The following is a 15880-nucleotide window of genomic DNA, read 5'->3' as shown; positions in this document are numbered from 1 at the left end:
GCGCGCGACGGGCAGGCGACTCCTTTTCGATACGGATTTTTTCGGCGCCGCTCTTGCACGACGGCGGTGTCGATTTCGGAGAGCTTGATGAGCAACAATTCCTCGGCCGAGACGGAAGCGCCCGAAACCAACGGCGGTGACGGCCCTCTGCTCGACCTGACCGACGCCGGCGTAAAGAAGTTCATCAAGCAGGCCAAGGCCCGCGGCTACGTCACGATGGACGAGCTGAACAAGGTGCTGCCGTCCGAGGAAGTCAGCCCCGACGCCATCGAAGACACCCTCGCCATGCTGAGCGAGATGGGCGTCAACGTGGTCGAGGCCGAAGAAGACGCCGAGGGCTCGGAAGGCGGCGAAGTCGCCACGCGCGACGAGAACACCACGGTCATCACCAGCGAGAAGCCGGCCGCCTACGACCGCACCGACGACCCCGTGCGCATGTATCTGCGCGAGATGGGTTCGGTCGAGTTGCTGTCGCGCGAGGGCGAAATCGCCATCGCCAAGCGCATCGAGGCCGGCCGCGACACCATGATCCGCGGCCTGTGCGAGTCGGCCCTGACCTTCGAAGCCATCATGGTGTGGCGCGAGGAACTGGGCACGGGCCGCATCCTGCTGCGTGAAGTCATCGACCTGGAAGGCACCTACGCCGCCATCAATGGCGTCGCCGCCCAGCCGGCCGCGGACGAGGAAGAAGCCGAACCGGCCGAGCCCGTCGACCAGGAAGCCGGCGCCGAACCCAAGCCCGAGGGCGAAGGCGACGACGACGACGATTTCGACGACGGCGCCGGCCCGACCGTCAGCGCCATGGAAGGCGAGCTGCGCGAAGGCGTCATGGCCATCCTGGACGCCATCGCCAGCGAGTTCGAAAGCTTCCGCAAGCTGCAGGACAAGCTGGTCGGCAGCCGCCTGAAGGGCGAGGATCTGACCGACGCCGATCGCAAGGCCTACGAAGGCCTGTCGCAGACGATCATCCAGCACCTGAAGACGCTGAAACTGAACAACAACCGCATCGAGGCCCTGGTCGAGCAGCTCTATGCGATCAACAAGCGTCTGATCGGCCTGGAAGGTCGCCTGCTGCGCCTGGCCGACAGCTACGGCATCAGCCGCGGCGAGTTCCTCAAGGCCTATTTCGGCTCGGAGCTGAACCCGACCTGGTCGGATCAGGTCAAGGCCATGGGCGTGCGCTGGACCAAGTTCGTCGAGAACGACAGCCAGTCGGTCCTCGACATCCGGGGCGAGATCGCCGCCCTGGCCACCGAGACCGGCGTGCCGATCGACGACTATCGCCGCATCGTCCAGACGGTCCAGAAGGGCGAGCGCGAAGCCCGCCAGGCCAAGAAGGAAATGGTCGAGGCCAACCTGCGCCTCGTGATCTCGATCGCCAAGAAGTACACCAACCGCGGCCTGCAGTTCCTGGACCTGATCCAGGAAGGCAATATCGGCCTGATGAAGGCCGTCGATAAGTTCGAATATCGCCGCGGCTACAAGTTCTCGACCTACGCCACCTGGTGGATCCGTCAGGCCATCACCCGCTCGATCGCCGACCAGGCGCGGACCATCCGCATCCCGGTGCACATGATCGAGACGATCAACAAGATCGTCCGCACCAGCCGCCAGATGCTGCACGAGATCGGCCGCGAGCCGACCCCGGAAGAACTGGCCGAAAAGCTGGCCATGCCGCTGGAAAAGGTCCGCAAGGTCCTGAAGATCGCCAAGGAGCCGATCTCGCTCGAAACGCCGATCGGCGACGAGGAAGACAGCCACCTGGGCGACTTCATCGAGGACAAGAACGCCATCCTGCCGATCGACGCGGCCATCCAGAGCAATCTGCGGGAAACCACCACCCGCGTGCTGGCCTCGCTGACCCCGCGGGAAGAGCGGGTTCTGCGGATGCGCTTCGGCATCGGCATGAACACCGACCACACCCTGGAAGAAGTCGGCCAGCAGTTCTCGGTCACCCGCGAACGCATCCGTCAGATCGAGGCCAAGGCCCTGCGCAAGCTCAAGCACCCCTCGCGGTCGCGGAAGCTGCGGAGCTTCCTGGACTCGTAGGGGTCCGGCTCAGCCCGAAAACAAAAGACGCCCCGGTCGCGAAGGCCGGGGCGTTTTTCGTTCTCCCCCGCATCGCGGGGGAGCAGCCTGTCAGGCATTTTCGAGGGTTCGCGCCTGGGGCTGGTGGTCGTCGAGGACCATGTTCGGGTCAGCCTGCTCGGTCACCGCATGGGCGAAGCCGAGATATTCGGCGGCGAAGGTCGGCGGCAGCAGCTCGACCAGCCAGGTGTTCTCGATCCACACCTCGATTACGCGGAAGTGGCCGCCGCGATCGCAGATGAAGGCGTCCCAGCCCTTGGCCTTGGCGCGGGCCAGAGCCTCGTCCTGGGGCAGGTCGATGCTCAGCGCGAAGTGGGTGGGCGAGCGGCCGAAGGCCTCGGGCTGGCGCAGGAAGATCGCGCCCGGCTCTCCGTTGGGGACCATGACGCTGCCGGCGGGATAGATCTCGATGGCGGTGCCATGGCCGTCGGCCTTGAACACCATGCAGCTGCCGGGATTGGGCGGGAAGTCGACGACGACGCCGTCCATGATGTCAGCGAAGAACTGGCCCACGCCTTGAGGATCGGCGGCGGCGACGGACAGATGATGGATCATTTCGTTTCCCTTGGTGGAGGCGCGGCCGATCCCGTGGCGCGCGACAACTGCCGCGCGCGTGATTTAAGCTCGCCTTTTGCTGTTCATTGATCGGCGTTATGCGCCGAGGCCGCGCGATGTACGGGTGGAGCCGGCAAGTCTCAACTTACAAGACCGTCATGAAGCCGATTTAACCTTGAGCTGGACTACCCCGAACCTCGCGTAACCTTGGCGAGCGTGACGGTTACGGGTTGAACGCGGCCGGCGCGCCCGTCTCGGCGTTGGCGACGGACGGGGCCGTGGATGAGACGAGGCGATGAAACCCAGGCGCTCTGGCGTCGCCCCGCTCGGCGTGGTCGGCGGTCTCTGACCGGCCTTCCAGCGCCTGGGCGACGGCCGCGAACAGCTCCTCGCGGCGGATCGGCTTGGGCACGTGGCCGTTCATGCCGGCGGCGTGGCAGCGGGCGATCTGTTCGGGCAGGACATCGGCGCTGAGCGCGATGATCGGGACGCCGGCCACCGGGCCGGGCAGGGCGCGGATGGCGCGCGTGGCGGTCAGGCCGTCCATCCCTGGCATGTGCACGTCCATCAGGACGAGATCGAAGCCGCCGGCCGTGACCGCCTCCAGCGCCTGGGCGCCGTCGCCAGCGGTGGTCACCTCGCAGCCGGCCAGGGTCAGCAGGGCCATGCCCAGTTCGCGGTTCATCGGATGGTCGTCGACCAGCAGCACGCGGGCGGCGCGGGCGGGCGCGGCCTCCGGCGCGGGGCAGCAGCCAGCCGCCTGGGCGGCGGGGCCGCAGGGACCGGCGGTCAGGGTGATCCAGAAGCGGGCGCCATGGTTCAACTGGCTCTCGACGCCGATCTCGCCGTCCATGGCGCTGACCAGGGCCTTGCTGATCGCCAAGCCCAGGCCCGTGCCGCCATAGCTGCGGCTGATCGAACTATCGGCCTGGGAGAAGCGCTGGAAGAGCCTGGCCTGAACCTCGGGGGCGATGCCGATGCCGGTGTCGGTGATCTCGAAGCGAAGAGCGCCGGGGGCGGGGCCGGCGGTCAGGCGGGCGACCACGCCGCCTTCGCGCGTGAATTTCACGGCGTTGGCCAGGAGGTTCAGCAGCACTTGGCGCAGGCGGGTTTCGTCGAGGGCCACGGGCGCGTCGACATCGCCCTCGAACATCGCCCGCAGATAAAGGCCCTTGGCGGCCGCCTCGGGGGCGATGATGTCCACGGCGTCGCGCAGCAGGGCGGCGGGCGAGACGGGCGTCAGGGTCAGGTCCAGGCGGCCGGCCTCGACCTTGGCGAAGTCCAGCAGGTCGCCGACGATCTCGGCCAGGGAGCGGCCGGCGCGGCTGACCAGGTCCAGGCGGCGACGGTTCTCGACCGACAGGGTGGGATCGTCGGCCACCAGCGCGGCGAAGCCCAGGATGCTGTTCAGCGGCGTGCGGATCTCGTGGCTGATGGTGGCCACGAAGTCGGACTTGGCGCGATTGGCGGCCTGGGCCTTGGCCTTGGCGGCGCGAGCGACGGCGGTCCGGCGGACCAGCAGGGCCTGAAGACGGGCTTGGCGCCCCAGGGCCAGGGCCGAGACCAGGCCGACGGCGTAGAGCACGATGTGAAAGATCAGGGCGTGTCGCAGCGGGCCCAGCGCCGCATTGATGTCCGCGCCGGTCCGAAAGAGCACGGCTGGGATCGCCACGGCCATCGAGCCGGTCACCGCGATCGCCACGGCGCGCGGTCCGCCCCGGAAGGCGGCCAGCAGGACCGGGGCGAACAGCATCACCCTGTACTCGCCGTCGATGGCGAAGATGACGGCCGAGGTCGCGACGACCAGGAACTGGGTCGCGACGCCTTCCAGCGGCCGGACCTTGAAGCCTTCGCGATGGCGGCGATCCATCAGGATCAAGACGACGGGCAGGGCGATGGCCGCGCCCAGAACGTTCGAGGCGGTCCACTCGCTCCAATTTTGGAAGAACGGCCGGGCCCGGCTGGCCATCAGCAGGCCATTGACCAGGGCCGAGCCGATGGCGGTCAGGATCGAGGCGGAGGCGATCACCATCAGCAGGCCGCGCGCGTCGCGGACCCTGGAGGGCACGCGCATCGCCCGCATCAGGGCCGCGATGGCGATGGTCTGGGGCGCGTCCAGCACCGAGACGATCGCCACGAAGCGCCAGGGCACGCCCAGCGCCAGCTCCAGCCCGATGTGCACCAGCGTGGAGGCGATCAGGAAGTCGATCGCCTGGCGGCGCGGCAGCACCATGAGGGCCGCGATCGCCACCGCGTTGGCGGTCCAGAGCGTCGGCACGTTGCGCAGGAAGCTGGCGAGGAACAGGCTGTAGGCCATGGCCGCCGCATAGGCGCAGAGCAGAGCCGCCGTCCTGGCGCTGGCTTGCGTGTCCTTGACGCTGGCGAAGCCCCACATCGTGGCGATGCCCTAGTCGCGGATCGCGATCAGCGACTTGGTCAGGCCGACGAACGTCTCGTCGATATGTCGCGCGTCGGGGTAGAGGAACTTGAATTGCGCCTTGTCCAGCAGGCGCGCGTGCTGGACGTCGCGCATGGCCGCGCCGATGTCGGGCGCCTTCTCCGAAAAGCCGTGCGGCCGCTTCATCAGCAGCCTGGCCCGCGTCTGCTCCGAGCGCCAATGGAAGAACGGGCTGGAGAAGTGCGGCTCGATCGGGAACCAGAAATACGGCGTCTGGACGTAGTAGCGCGGCGCCAGGCGCCGGCTTTCCTTGGCGAAGGCCTCCATCCGAACCCAGTCGCCCACATGCTCGACAACCGAGTTGGAGTGGACGAGGTCGAAGCTCAGGTCGGCGTGCTCGTGCATGTCGCAGGCGTCGCCCACGGCGGCCGTGAACAGCGGATCGTCCACCGTGAATGGCTGAGGGTTGAACAGGCTGATATGGACCTTGTTCGCTTCCAGGAATGTCCGGTCGAACAGGATGTTCCAATAGGTCGGCTCGCCCCCGAGGTCGGCGATGCGGCACTGGCCGCGCTCGGCGAAGGTCTTCTCGATCAGGGTCACCACGCGCGCGGCGCGGGCTCGGCGGAAGCGCGCCGACAGCGACTGGTCGCTGTCCATGTCCTGGAGGGCGTGGATCAGTTTCATGCGGTCACCTTGTCTCGGGCCGCTTGAGATTTGGTGTACGTAGAACGACGTTTTCGCGGAAACGCCCTTTACCGCGAAAGCGTTTCCGCCAGGGCCTGGAACATCGGCTTGGGCCGTCCCGCGGCGTCGAAGGGGAGGGGCTGGTCGGTCGGGCGCCGGCCCGACGGGCCGTGCAGCCAGGTGTCGCTGTCGCGCAGGCCCCAGACGGTGAAGGCGAAGCGCTGCTCCCGAGGCAGGTCCATATAGGCTCCGGCCAACTCGCGGGTCAGGTCGGCCTGGCGCTTCTGAAGGTCGGGCAGACGCGAGAAGTCCGGCTTTTCGCCCAGCGAGATGTCCAGCTCGGAGACGTGGATCGGCAGGTCGAAACCGGCCAGCTCGCGCACGGCCGTGCGGCACAGGCCCGGTCGCGTAAAGTCGAGATCCAGGTGGCTTTGAGTGCCGATGCCGCCGATCGGCGCGCCGGCCTTCAGCAGGCGCTCGACCGTGCGCATGAAGGTCGCGCGCTTGGTCGGGTTGTTCTCGAGATGGTAGTCGTTGATGAACAACACCGCGTTCGGGTCGGCTTCCTTGGCGTGATGGAAGGCCAGGACCATGTGCTCGTCGACGCCGAGGTTGCGCGTCCAGATCGACTGGCGCAGGTCCACGCCGTTGTCGGCCACCGTCTCGTTGACCACGTCCCAGCCCACGGCCTGGCCGCGATAACGCCCGGCGACGGCCAGGATGTAGTTGCGATAGGCGTCGGCGAACCGCTTGCCCTGGCCGTCCAGCTTCAGGAAGGCGGGCATGGCCTGATCGTACCAGACGAGGGTGGTGCCATAGAGCCTTATGCCGTTGCGCCGCGCGAACTCGGCGATGGCGTCGGGCCGGTCGAAGCGGAAACGCCCGTCATCCTGGAGGATGTACTCCATCTTCATCTCCCACTCGGGCGTGAGCTGGGCGTAATTCCGAGCGAAGAGCTCGGCGTAGGCCGGGTCCTGGAGAAAAGCGTGCTGCACGCAGGCGCCGACGGGCGTCGAGGCGATGGACTTCAGCGGCGTACTGGTGGCCGGCTGGCTCTTGGCCCCCTGACCGCAGGCCGAGAGAGCCAGCGCCGAGGCGATCGCTGAGCGGCGGGTCAGCCGCATCGCGGACTTTTGGCTGGAGCGCGATCTCATCGCAAAATCGTCCCCACTTTCGCGGATCGCGCTCTAGCGGACGCCCATGGCGGCGCGGCGGATGCTCACTTCGTCCATCTGGGCGGCTTCGTAGGCGCCCAGCTTCTTGGCGGCCAGGATCTTGGCCTGTTCGGCGACGTGCTCGTACTTCTTGAGGTTCTCGAAGGCCTCGGAGAGAGCGTCGCGGGCGCCGATCTCTTCCTGCCGGCACTGCTCGATCTGGACCAGCATGTCGGCCTTGCGGCGCTTGTGGCCCTCGCGGTAGCCGATCATGTACCAGCCGGCGCTGGCGTCACCCTCGGCGCTCTTGGCCTCGGCTTCGGCTTCGGCGTCCATCATGGCGATGCGCAGCTCGGCAGCCATGCGGCGTTCGGTGATGTCGGCGAGGCGTTTTTGCAGCGTCTCGACCTCGTGGTTCGAGATGCGGATCAGCGAGGCGGCCCACTTGGTCATCAGTACTCACTCGCCAGGATCTGCCCCAGATGACTGAAAGAGTCGTCCAGAGACGTTGCTTCTTCCTTATCTTGGCTAAGGAAAGCCTCGATCGCGGGATTTAAACGGATCGCGCGGTCGACCACGGGGTCGGCCCCGGCGCGATAGGCGCCGATGCGGATCAGTTCTTCCATGTTGGCGTAGGCGGACATCACCTGGCGCGCGCTCTTGACGATCTCGCGCTCGTGCGGGTGCTGGCAGCCCGGCATGGTCCGGCTGATCGACTTCAACACGTTGATGGCCGGGAAGCGGCCGCGCTCGGCGATGGCCCGCTCCATGACGATGTGGCCGTCCAGGATACCGCGCGTGGCGTCGGCGATCGGCTCGTTGTGGTCGTCGCCGTCGACGAGGACGGTGAACAGCGCGGTTATGGGCGCGGCGGTGGTGCCGTCGGCGCGGATCGGGCCAGGACCGGCGCGCTCGAGCAGCTTGGGCAGCTCGGTGAAGACGGTGGGCGTATAGCCCTTGGTGGTCGGCGGCTCGCCGGCGGCCAGGCCGATCTCGCGCTGGGCCATGGCGAAGCGGGTCACCGAGTCCATCAGGCACAGGACTTCCTGGTCCTGGTCGCGCAGATATTCGCTGATCGCCAGGGTCATGTAGGCGGCCTGACGGCGAGTCAGGGCCGGTTCGTCCGAGGTGGCGACCACCACGACGGCCCGCTTCAGGCCCTCCTCGCCAAGGGTCTCCTCGACGAACTCGCGGACCTCGCGGCCCCGCTCGCCGATCAGGCCGACGACAACGGCGTCGCAGGTGGCCTCCTTGGCCAGCATCGACAGCAGCACCGACTTGCCGACGCCCGAGCCGGCGAAGATGCCCAGGCGCTGGCCGCGGCAGGTGGTGGTGAAGACGTTCATCGAGCGCACGCCCAGGTCCAGGCGCTCGCCCACCCGCCCGCGGGCGTGGGCCGGCGGGGGCGGAGTCTTCAGCGGATAGGGGACTTCGCCCTGGGGCAGGGGCCCGAGGCCGTCGATCGGCTCGCCGAAGGCGTTGATGATGCGGCCCAGCCAGGCCTTGGTCGGGCGGACAACCGCGCCTTCCGGCATGAAGCGGATCTCCGCGCCGGGCCCCACGCCCTCGACCGGACCGAACGGCATCAGCAGGGCGCGGGTCTCGCGAAAGCCGACCACCTCGGCCGGAAGGGGTTTCTGGCCGGGGCGCTCGATCTCGACGCGGGCCCCCACCGTCAGTCGGGTCAGGCCGCCGCGAACCTCGATCAGCAGACCGTTCACGGCCGCCACGCGCCCATAGATGGTCAGCGGATCGATACGTTCGACGGCGGCGATAAGGCTACGCAAGACGGCTCCTAAACAGCACGCGCAGACTCGACCATCGTGGTTAATCGGGTGTGAACTCAGCCCTCCGGAAGCGGCTTGCCCGGTGCGACCAATTGGTCGGTGAAGAACCGGGTGACCGCCGTGTTGAACGTCCGGTGGAAGGCGCGGCGGTCGAAGCCCGGCGCGCTCTCGCACAGCGCCTGGCTCGCGCCTTGCGGAGCGGTGTCGCAGGGCGTGAGGAAGTCGAAATGCCGGGCGCCCTCGACGACGTGATAGTCGTGGGGACGGCCGAGGTCGCGATGCACCGCCTCGGCATAGTCGTCGCCGGGCAGGATCTCGTCGTCGGCGGCCTTCCACAGCTGGATCGGGGCCTTGATCCCCTTCAGGCCCTTCTTGCCGAACGTGAAGCCCAGGGCTGGCGCGGCCGCGACCACGGCCTTGATCCGGACGTCGTGAACCCAACTGGCGGTCAGGGCGCCGGCCGGGATCGGATGGCCGGCGGTCAGCTGGCAGTCGAAGTTCTTCGGATGGGCCAGGCAGTGGCTGGGCATCCGCGACAGATGCGGCTCGCCGCCGGCCGCCGCCAGCACCGTGAAGCCTCCGGACGAGAAGCCGAATGCGCCGACCTTGTCCGGATCGATCTTCGCTTTCAGCGGCGAGCTTTCCAGCATCCAGCCGATCAGGGCCGACAGCGCCGCCGGACGGTCGGCCATGGCGGTGGCGCGGCTCTGGTCGCGATAGTTGTCGCCGGGGTGGGTGAGGGCGGCGACCACGAAGCCCGCCTCCGCCAGCGCCTGGGCGGTGTCGGCGTGGCCGCCGAAGAAGCCGCCGTTGCCGTGCGACATGACGATCAGCGGCAGGCGCTCGCCGACGATCGGCGCGCCGGCCGCGACCGTATGGCCCCAGGAGCCCAAGGCCATGAAGGCGGGCGTGGCGTCGGTCGGATACCAGACCCCGACCTCGACCGGCGTTAGGCCATCGGGGCGGGGCTCGTGCAGCACCATGAACCCGGCGTTGGCGGCGATGGCCTGGGACGAGGCGGCGGCCGTCAGCAGGACGGCGAACAGGAAAGTACGGAACGACATGGCGGCCCTTCAGCGAATGACGATGAGGTCGCTGTGACGGCCGGAGCCCCGCCTCGCCAGGGCGTTTGCGCGAATGGGCGAACGGGTTCGCGGGCGGGCGGATGGGCCGAGGGGCGCATATCGCCAGTTGCGGTCACTCCTGCAATGTTCTCATATTGTTCCGGTGTGAACGAATGCGCCGCGCCGACCGTTCTTGCGTTTTGTATCTACATGGATACGATAATGATCGAGGTTCTTGAGACCGATGAGTTCAAGGCTTGGCTTTCTGGCCTGAGGGACAGGCAAGCCCTGCTGGCCATCGGCGTGCGATTGGCCCGCCTGGCCCGTGGGCTGCTCGGTGATCATCGGCCGGTAGGCGATGGCGTTAGTGAGTTACGGATTCACTTCGGACCTGGTTATCGAATCTATCTGGTTCAACGCGGAGATGTCCTGATCGTGCTGCTCCATGGCGGCGACAAGAGTTCACAGGGCCGGGATATCGAGAAGGCAAAAGCAATCGCAAGGAGCCTCGAATGGTGAAGCTTACCCGTTTCGATCCCGTCGAGATGATTACGGACGCCGAGGCTGTCGTCGCATTCCTGGCCGACGCCTTCGAGACCGGCGACGCCGACTATATCCAGCATGTCCTCGGCCTGATCGCCCGCTCCAAAGGCATGGCCGAGGTCGCCGAGAAGGCTGGGTTGGGTCGGGAGAGCCTCTACAAGGCCTTGAAGGACGGCGCCTCGCCGCGGTTCGACACGATCTTGCGGGTGATCCACGCGCTGGGTTTGAAGCTGGCCCTGGTCGATGCGACCGCAGCGAGCCGCGACCAGGATGCCGAAGCGGCCGCCTAGGGAGTGGCGACCCCGCATGGCGTCGCTCTATAGGAGGGCATGGCCATACGCCCTTCCGACCCGCCGCTGCTGGGGACCGCCCGTCAATGGGCGGTCGACCTTGTCGTCGCCCTGGCGGTTGGGCTGCTGCTGGGGCTGATGGGGCCGTACGGTAGCTTCTTCAATGACAGTCCGGCGCTTCGGATCGCTTACTGGATCGTCAGCATCATGGTCGGCATGGTGCTGTTTGGCTGCCTGACGCGCGTGTCCGTGGCGCTGGCCGAACGCATGCGCGCGCCGGACTGGACGGTGATCCCGGTCGTTGTCCTGGTCGGCAGCGCGATCCAGGGCCCTCTGTCCAGAGCCGCCGCCATCGCCATCTGGCCCCACCTGGAGCGCGCCGTGCCGCCGTTGGAGTGGTACGGCCAGTGCGTGGCGACCACGACCCCGATCGTCATCGCCTACTATTTCCTCCGCGTCCGGGCGCGGGAGGCGAGGCCCGCGCCTCTTACCGCCGTCGAGGTCGCGATCCCCGCCGTCGATCCGGGCGCGGTGCTCTATCTAAGGATGGAGGACCACTATGTCCGGATCCGCACCGAACACGGCTCGCGGCTGGAGATGGGGCCGCTGGCGCGGGTGACGGCGGGCCTCATCGGCGTTGAGGGACTTCAGACCCATCGCTCGTGGTGGGTGGCCCGGCGGGCGATCGCGGGCGTCGTGCGCGACGGCCGCAACCTGCGTCTGCGGCTGGTCGACGGCGAAACCGCCCCCGTCAGCCGCGCTTCGGTCGCCAAGCTGCGGGCCGCCGGCTGGCTGGCCGAGGAAAATTCACTCTAAAGGCTGCGGCAGGGCGTCGCGGGCCTCCCCGATCGTCGAGCCTTCGCCCGGCTTCTCCCGCCGGGGGCGCACTCAAGGCGTGAGCATGGCGTGCAAATTTTCGCGGCGGAACGTCGCAATCTCGCCTCAAAGGCGAACGCAGGTCGGGCGGGTCTTAACCGCATAACGCTGTTTGGATCGTTGCGAGCGCACGGATTTTAGGGATTTGAGCGGCCCAGTTAGGGACTTGGAAAGGGCCCTCGCGGCGCCTGCGACCAATGTGTCCAGCGTCCCGTCCACGGCTTGCACCCGATTCGCAAATCAGATTAACCATTCGACCAACGGAAACATTCACCATTAACCAGTCTTAAATTAACTCACCGGCAGAGTGGCCGAAGGGTTTTCCGGCGGGCTTCCGCCTAAGACGTTCGAATACGCCAGATTTGGCGTGGAGGGGCTCATGCGCGTACTGTTGATCGAGGATGACAGCGCGACTGCGCAGACCATCGAGCTGATGCTGAAGTCTGAAGGCTTCAACGTCTATACGACGGATCTGGGTGAAGAAGGCGTCGATCTGGGCAAGATCTACGACTACGATCTGATCCTGCTCGACCTCAATCTTCCGGACATGAGCGGCCTCGATGTTCTGCGCACCCTGCGGGTCGCGAAGATCAACACGCCGATCATGATCCTGTCGGGTTCGTCGGAGATCGACACGAAGGTCAAGACCTTCTCGGGCGGCGCCGACGACTACATGACCAAGCCGTTCCACAAGGACGAGATGATCGCTCGCATCCACGCGGTGGTCCGTCGTTCGAAGGGGCACGCGCAATCGGTCATCAAGACCGGCGACATCATCGTCAACCTGGACGCCAAGACGGTCGAAGTGAACGGCAACCGCGTTCACCTGACCGGCAAAGAGTACCAGATGCTGGAGCTGCTCTCCCTGCGCAAGGGCACGACCCTGACCAAGGAAATGTTCCTGAACCACCTGTACGGCGGCATGGACGAGCCCGAGCTGAAGATCATCGACGTCTTCATCTGCAAGCTGCGCAAGAAGCTGGCGGCTTCGGCCCACGGCAAGCACCACATCGAGACGGTCTGGGGCCGCGGCTACGTGCTGCGCGACCCGAACGAGCAGGTCAACGCGGCCTAGTCTCGGACGAATTCAGTAAGCGTAACAGTACCGCGTACCCAAGACGCCCGCCGGAAACGGTGGGCGTTTTCTTTTATGGATCATATGGTTGCGCTCCATTCTTTAACGACCGTTAACCAAGTCGTGACAAAATGACCGAAGCGCCGAATAGTCCTTGCCGACGAGAGCACGCCTCGCGCATGGTCCGGCGCGACGATTGCTGGGGGGCTACCCGGCCGTGTCATTTTGACTTGCGCGGCATCGAACCGACGGGGGCACGATGCAGGAATTTGATCCGCGACGCAGCGCCACGCGCTGGGCGCCGAGGGTTTTCACCGCCGTGGCCGGCATGGCCGCCCTGGCGCTGGGCTGGAAACTGACCGCCGACGATGCGCAGCCGACCGCGGTCCGCGCGCCGCTCGATCCGGCCGCCCTCACCGCCTTGCAGCACGTGGCCTTCGCCAGCGCCGAGGCTCAGCCCGGCTTCGAGCGTCCCGAGAACATCGCCGTCAAGGTCCGGCCGGGCGAGACCCTGCAAGGCGCCGTGCAGCGCGCCGGCGTCGCCCCGGAAGACGCGCAAGCGGTCGTCGCCACCCTTCAGGGCGCCATCGACACCGTCAACATCAAGGCCGGCATGGCCTTTGAGGCCGCGGTCGCTCAGCGCCGCAGCCAGCGTGGTCCGGCCCGCCTGATCGGCCTGTCCATGCGCACCAGCCCCAACTCGACCCTGACCGTCTCGCGCACCTTCGACGGCGCCCTGCGCCTGCGCGAGCTGGAAGAGAAGGTGAAGGACGAGAAGAAAGTCGCCTGCGGTGAGATGAACGGCTCGTTCTACGAGAGCGTGGCCAATGTCGGCGGCACCCCGGCCGTGATCAGCGAGGCGGCCAAGCTGTTCTCGCACAAGATCGACTTCTCGCGCGACATCCACGAGGGCGACCGCTTCTGCCTGGTGTTCGAACGCAAGGTCACCGAGAGCGGCCGCACCATCGAGGCCGGCGACCTGGAATACGCCGAGGTCAAGGGCCAGAAATTCTACGCCTTCGATCGCAAGGACAGCGACGGCAAGCGCCAGTTCTTCGACGAACTGGGCAAGAACATCAAAGGCTTCCTGCTGCGCACCCCGGTGGACGGCGCGCGGATCACCTCGGTGTTCGGCATGCGCAAGCATCCCGTGCTGGGCTACACCCGCGCCCACCAGGGCGTGGACTTCGGGGCCGGAACCGGCACCCCGATCCTGGCCGCCGGCGACGGCGTCGTGCTGGAGGCCAAGCGCTGGGGCGGCTACGGCAACTGGCTGCGCATCCGCCACGCGGGCCAGTGGGACACCGGCTACGGCCACATCTCGCGCTACGCGCCCGGCATCCACGCTGGCTCGCGTGTCCGTCAGGGCCAGGTGGTCGCCTATGTCGGCTCGACCGGCTTGGCGTCGGGCCCGCACCTGCACTACGAGGTCTGGCTGAAGGGGCAGCGGGTCAACCCGATCGGCGCCAAGGTCCCGCAAGGCACGATCCTGGCCGGTTCGGAGCTGGCCTCGTTCAAGTCGCAGAAGTCGCGCATCGACCGCATGCTGGCCGAAGGCGGCCAGGCCGTCAGCGGCGAGGACACGCCGAAGCTGGCGATGGCGGACCTGGAAAAGGCCAAGAGCAGCCTGCGGTAGTCTAACCCACCGCCGCCCGGATTCCCGCCAGCAGGTTCGCCGCCGTGATCGGCTTGGCGACGTGCAGGTCGGCGCCGGCTTCCAGGGTCTGTTCGCGGTGTGCGGTCAGGGCGTTGGCGCTCAGCATGATGATCGGCGTGCGGGCAGCGCCGCTTTCGGCCTCCAGGGCGCGCAGGGCGCGGGTGGCGGCCAGGCCGTCCATGCGTGGCATCTGCACGTCCATCAGCACCACGTCGAAGGTCCCGGCCCGGAAGGCGTCGATGGCCTCAAGTCCGTCATTGACGGTCACCACCTCGGCGCCCAGGGTCGCGAGGATCAGCTGGGCCACGCGCTGGTTGGTCGGGTGGTCCTCGACCAGCAGCACCCGCAGCGGGGCGTCTTCGTTCTCGATCGGCGCGGCCTGGGCGTCGCGCGGGTCATCGGCCTGCTCGGGCGGCGCGTGGGGCAGGTCCAGCACGACGGTGAAGCGGCTGCCGGCCCCGGGGGTCGAGGCGGCCGAGATCTCGCCGCCCATCATCTCGACCAGCGAGCGGCAGATGGACAGGCCCAGACCCGTGCCGCCGAACCGGCGGCTGATCGAGGCGTCGGCCTGGTGGAAGCGGCCGAACAGGCCGGCGGCGTGGTCGGCGTCGAAGCCGATGCCGGTGTCCTCGATCTCGAAGGTGAGGGTGGTCTTCTCGCCGGCCGTCTCCGCGCGGACGCGCAGGGTGACCTCGCCGGCCTCGGTGAACTTGACGGCGTTGGACAGCAGGTTGCCGATCACCTGACCGATCCGTGTGCCGTCGCCCAGATAGCGGCCGTCCGTTCCCCTGGCCGTCGTGTCCAGGCCGTGCAGCCGCAGGGTCAGACCCTTCTCCTCGGCCCGATGGCGCATGACCTCGATACACGGGCGCAGGGCCTGGTCGAGGTCGAAGGGGCGATTCTCCAGCTCCATCTGGCGAGCTTCGATCTTGGCGATATCGAGGAAGTCGGAGACCAGCCGTTCCAGGGTCGCGCCGGAGTCGCGGATCAGGCCGACCATCTCGGTCTGCTCGGCGCTCAGCGGCGTGCGGGCCAGGGCGTCGACGATGCCGATGACGCCGTTCAGCGGCGTGCGGATCTCGTGGCTGATATTCGCCAGGAAGTCGGTCTTGGCGCGGTTGGCCGCCTCGGCCGCCGCCTTGGCCTCGACCAGCGCCCGTTCGGCGGCCACGCGCTCGGTCACGTCGCGCGCCACGCCGTAGATGCGGTCGCCCAACCGCTGGGCGCGCCACTCCAGGGTCCGGTAATGGCCGTCCTTGTGGCGATACCGGTTGGTGAAGCCCAGCACCGTGTCGCTGTCCCGACGGTTCTCCACCTCCATAACGCTGCTCAGGGTGCCAGGCATGTCCTCGGGATGGACCAGACGCAGCAGCGGGCGGCCCTCCATGTCCTCTGGGCGGTGGCCCAGCTGCGCCTCCCACGAGCGGCTGGCCTTCAGCACGCGCCCGTTGATGTCGCGGATGATCAGCAGGTCCAGCGAGACATCGAAGAAGGCGCTGATGTCGCCGGCCAGATTCTCGTGCGGGGTCGTCTGAGCCATGGTGAACGGGATCCTTGCTGCCGCCGAAAGTTTCGCCAGGGGCGAAGCGTCCAGTAAAGACGTCGATATCAGTGACGCTCGAATAGATGAACAACCAAGAGGGGGTTTGCGAAAGGACGGGCGCTCTGCGTTGAGGGCTATCCACTTAAGGTGGAGAGAAATTGAG

Annotated in this window: 14 protein-coding genes; 6 read left to right on the top strand and 8 right to left on the bottom strand. The window is 67.2% G+C overall.

The window, feature by feature from the left end; translation table 11 throughout:
* Nucleotides 1-87 precede the first annotated feature (87 nt).
* Nucleotides 88-2049: an RNA polymerase sigma factor RpoD gene (rpoD, locus tag AC1RNC_RS11000; RefSeq protein WP_492837100.1), complete on the top strand. Its 1962-nt coding sequence runs from the start codon at nt 88-90 to the stop codon at nt 2047-2049.
* A 90-nt stretch (nt 2050-2139) separates the two neighbouring features.
* On the opposite strand, the gene AC1RNC_RS10995 is transcribed toward rpoD, so the two are convergent.
* From AC1RNC_RS10995 to AC1RNC_RS10965, 7 genes are all read right to left on the bottom strand, one after another.
* Nucleotides 2140-2643 carry a VOC family protein gene (locus AC1RNC_RS10995; protein WP_492886161.1) on the bottom strand — a complete coding sequence of 168 codons (504 nt, stop codon included), beginning with the start codon at nt 2641-2643 and terminating at the stop codon, nt 2140-2142.
* A gap of 223 nt (nt 2644-2866) precedes the next feature.
* The gene (locus tag AC1RNC_RS10990) at nt 2867-5038 is read right to left on the bottom strand and encodes a hybrid sensor histidine kinase/response regulator (protein WP_492886159.1); all 2172 of its coding nucleotides are present in this window, start codon (nt 5036-5038) and stop codon (nt 2867-2869) included.
* A 12-nt stretch (nt 5039-5050) separates the two neighbouring features.
* Nucleotides 5051-5728, bottom strand: a complete 678-nt coding sequence (locus AC1RNC_RS10985) for a class I SAM-dependent methyltransferase (RefSeq protein WP_492886157.1) — start codon at nt 5726-5728, stop codon at nt 5051-5053.
* Nucleotides 5729-5796: 68 nt separating this feature from the next.
* Nucleotides 5797-6852, bottom strand: a complete 1056-nt coding sequence (locus AC1RNC_RS10980) for an endo-1,4-beta-xylanase (protein ID WP_492886155.1) — start codon at nt 6850-6852, stop codon at nt 5797-5799.
* Nucleotides 6853-6915: 63 nt separating this feature from the next.
* Nucleotides 6916-7335 (bottom strand): flagellar export protein FliJ, encoded by a 420-nt coding sequence (locus AC1RNC_RS10975; RefSeq protein WP_492837096.1) that lies wholly within the window; start codon nt 7333-7335, stop codon nt 6916-6918.
* On the bottom strand, nt 7335-8669 hold the full coding sequence (gene fliI / locus AC1RNC_RS10970; RefSeq protein ID WP_492837095.1) for a flagellar protein export ATPase FliI: 1335 nt from the start codon (nt 8667-8669) through the stop codon (nt 7335-7337). Before fliI ends, AC1RNC_RS10975 begins: the two co-directional genes overlap by 1 nt.
* A 56-nt stretch (nt 8670-8725) precedes the next feature.
* Nucleotides 8726-9733 (bottom strand): alpha/beta hydrolase family protein, encoded by a 1008-nt coding sequence (locus AC1RNC_RS10965; protein WP_492886152.1) that lies wholly within the window; start codon nt 9731-9733, stop codon nt 8726-8728.
* Nucleotides 9734-9955: 222 nt separating this feature from the next.
* On the opposite strand from AC1RNC_RS10965, the gene AC1RNC_RS10960 reads away from it, so the two are divergent.
* From AC1RNC_RS10960 to AC1RNC_RS10940, 5 genes are all read left to right on the top strand, one after another.
* Nucleotides 9956-10252, top strand: coding sequence for a type II toxin-antitoxin system RelE/ParE family toxin (locus tag AC1RNC_RS10960; RefSeq protein WP_492837093.1), 297 nt, complete (start codon nt 9956-9958; stop codon nt 10250-10252).
* The gene (locus AC1RNC_RS10955) at nt 10246-10566 is read left to right on the top strand and encodes an addiction module antidote protein (protein WP_492886149.1); all 321 of its coding nucleotides are present in this window, start codon (nt 10246-10248) and stop codon (nt 10564-10566) included. Before AC1RNC_RS10960 ends, AC1RNC_RS10955 begins: the two co-directional genes overlap by 7 nt.
* Before the next feature lie 39 nt (nt 10567-10605).
* A complete protein-coding gene (locus AC1RNC_RS10950) occupies nt 10606-11382 on the top strand; it encodes a LytTR family DNA-binding domain-containing protein (RefSeq protein ID WP_492886147.1) in 777 nt (258 codons plus the stop codon).
* A gap of 439 nt (nt 11383-11821) precedes the next feature.
* Nucleotides 11822-12517, top strand: a complete 696-nt coding sequence (ctrA, locus tag AC1RNC_RS10945; protein WP_492837090.1) for a response regulator transcription factor CtrA — start codon at nt 11822-11824, stop codon at nt 12515-12517.
* 259 nt (nt 12518-12776) lie between these two features.
* A complete protein-coding gene (locus tag AC1RNC_RS10940) occupies nt 12777-14153 on the top strand; it encodes a M23 family metallopeptidase (protein WP_492886145.1) in 1377 nt (458 codons plus the stop codon).
* 1 nt (nt 14154) lies between these two features.
* Here AC1RNC_RS10940 and AC1RNC_RS10935 read toward each other — a convergent pair whose 3' ends face one another.
* Complete coding sequence (locus tag AC1RNC_RS10935) at nt 14155-15714, bottom strand: ATP-binding protein (RefSeq protein WP_492886143.1); 1560 nt, start codon at nt 15712-15714, stop codon at nt 14155-14157.
* Nucleotides 15715-15880 lie beyond the last annotated feature (166 nt).

Source organism: Caulobacter sp. GW822-FHT01G02 (assembly GCF_058802865.1).
This window is presented reverse-complemented; position numbering and strand designations above follow the sequence as displayed.

What these genes read in the sequence shown, in the direction of transcription:
- rpoD (WP_492837100.1), top strand. Translation starts at nt 88, where the DNA reads ATGAGCAACAATTCCTCGGCCGAGACGGAAGCGCCCGAAACCAACGGC.
- AC1RNC_RS10995 (WP_492886161.1), bottom strand. Translation starts at nt 2,643, where the DNA reads ATGATCCATCATCTGTCCGTCGCCGCCGCCGATCCTCAAGGCGTGGGC.
- AC1RNC_RS10990 (WP_492886159.1), bottom strand. Translation starts at nt 5,038, where the DNA reads ATGTGGGGCTTCGCCAGCGTCAAGGACACGCAAGCCAGCGCCAGGACG.
- AC1RNC_RS10985 (WP_492886157.1), bottom strand. Translation starts at nt 5,728, where the DNA reads ATGAAACTGATCCACGCCCTCCAGGACATGGACAGCGACCAGTCGCTG.
- AC1RNC_RS10980 (WP_492886155.1), bottom strand. Translation starts at nt 6,852, where the DNA reads ATGCGGCTGACCCGCCGCTCAGCGATCGCCTCGGCGCTGGCTCTCTCG.
- AC1RNC_RS10975 (WP_492837096.1), bottom strand. Translation starts at nt 7,335, where the DNA reads ATGACCAAGTGGGCCGCCTCGCTGATCCGCATCTCGAACCACGAGGTC.
- AC1RNC_RS10965 (WP_492886152.1), bottom strand. Translation starts at nt 9,733, where the DNA reads ATGTCGTTCCGTACTTTCCTGTTCGCCGTCCTGCTGACGGCCGCCGCC.
- AC1RNC_RS10960 (WP_492837093.1), top strand. Translation starts at nt 9,956, where the DNA reads ATGATCGAGGTTCTTGAGACCGATGAGTTCAAGGCTTGGCTTTCTGGC.
- AC1RNC_RS10955 (WP_492886149.1), top strand. Translation starts at nt 10,246, where the DNA reads ATGGTGAAGCTTACCCGTTTCGATCCCGTCGAGATGATTACGGACGCC.
- AC1RNC_RS10950 (WP_492886147.1), top strand. Translation starts at nt 10,606, where the DNA reads ATGGCCATACGCCCTTCCGACCCGCCGCTGCTGGGGACCGCCCGTCAA.
- ctrA (WP_492837090.1), top strand. Translation starts at nt 11,822, where the DNA reads ATGCGCGTACTGTTGATCGAGGATGACAGCGCGACTGCGCAGACCATC.
- AC1RNC_RS10940 (WP_492886145.1), top strand. Translation starts at nt 12,777, where the DNA reads ATGCAGGAATTTGATCCGCGACGCAGCGCCACGCGCTGGGCGCCGAGG.
- AC1RNC_RS10935 (WP_492886143.1), bottom strand. Translation starts at nt 15,714, where the DNA reads ATGGCTCAGACGACCCCGCACGAGAATCTGGCCGGCGACATCAGCGCC.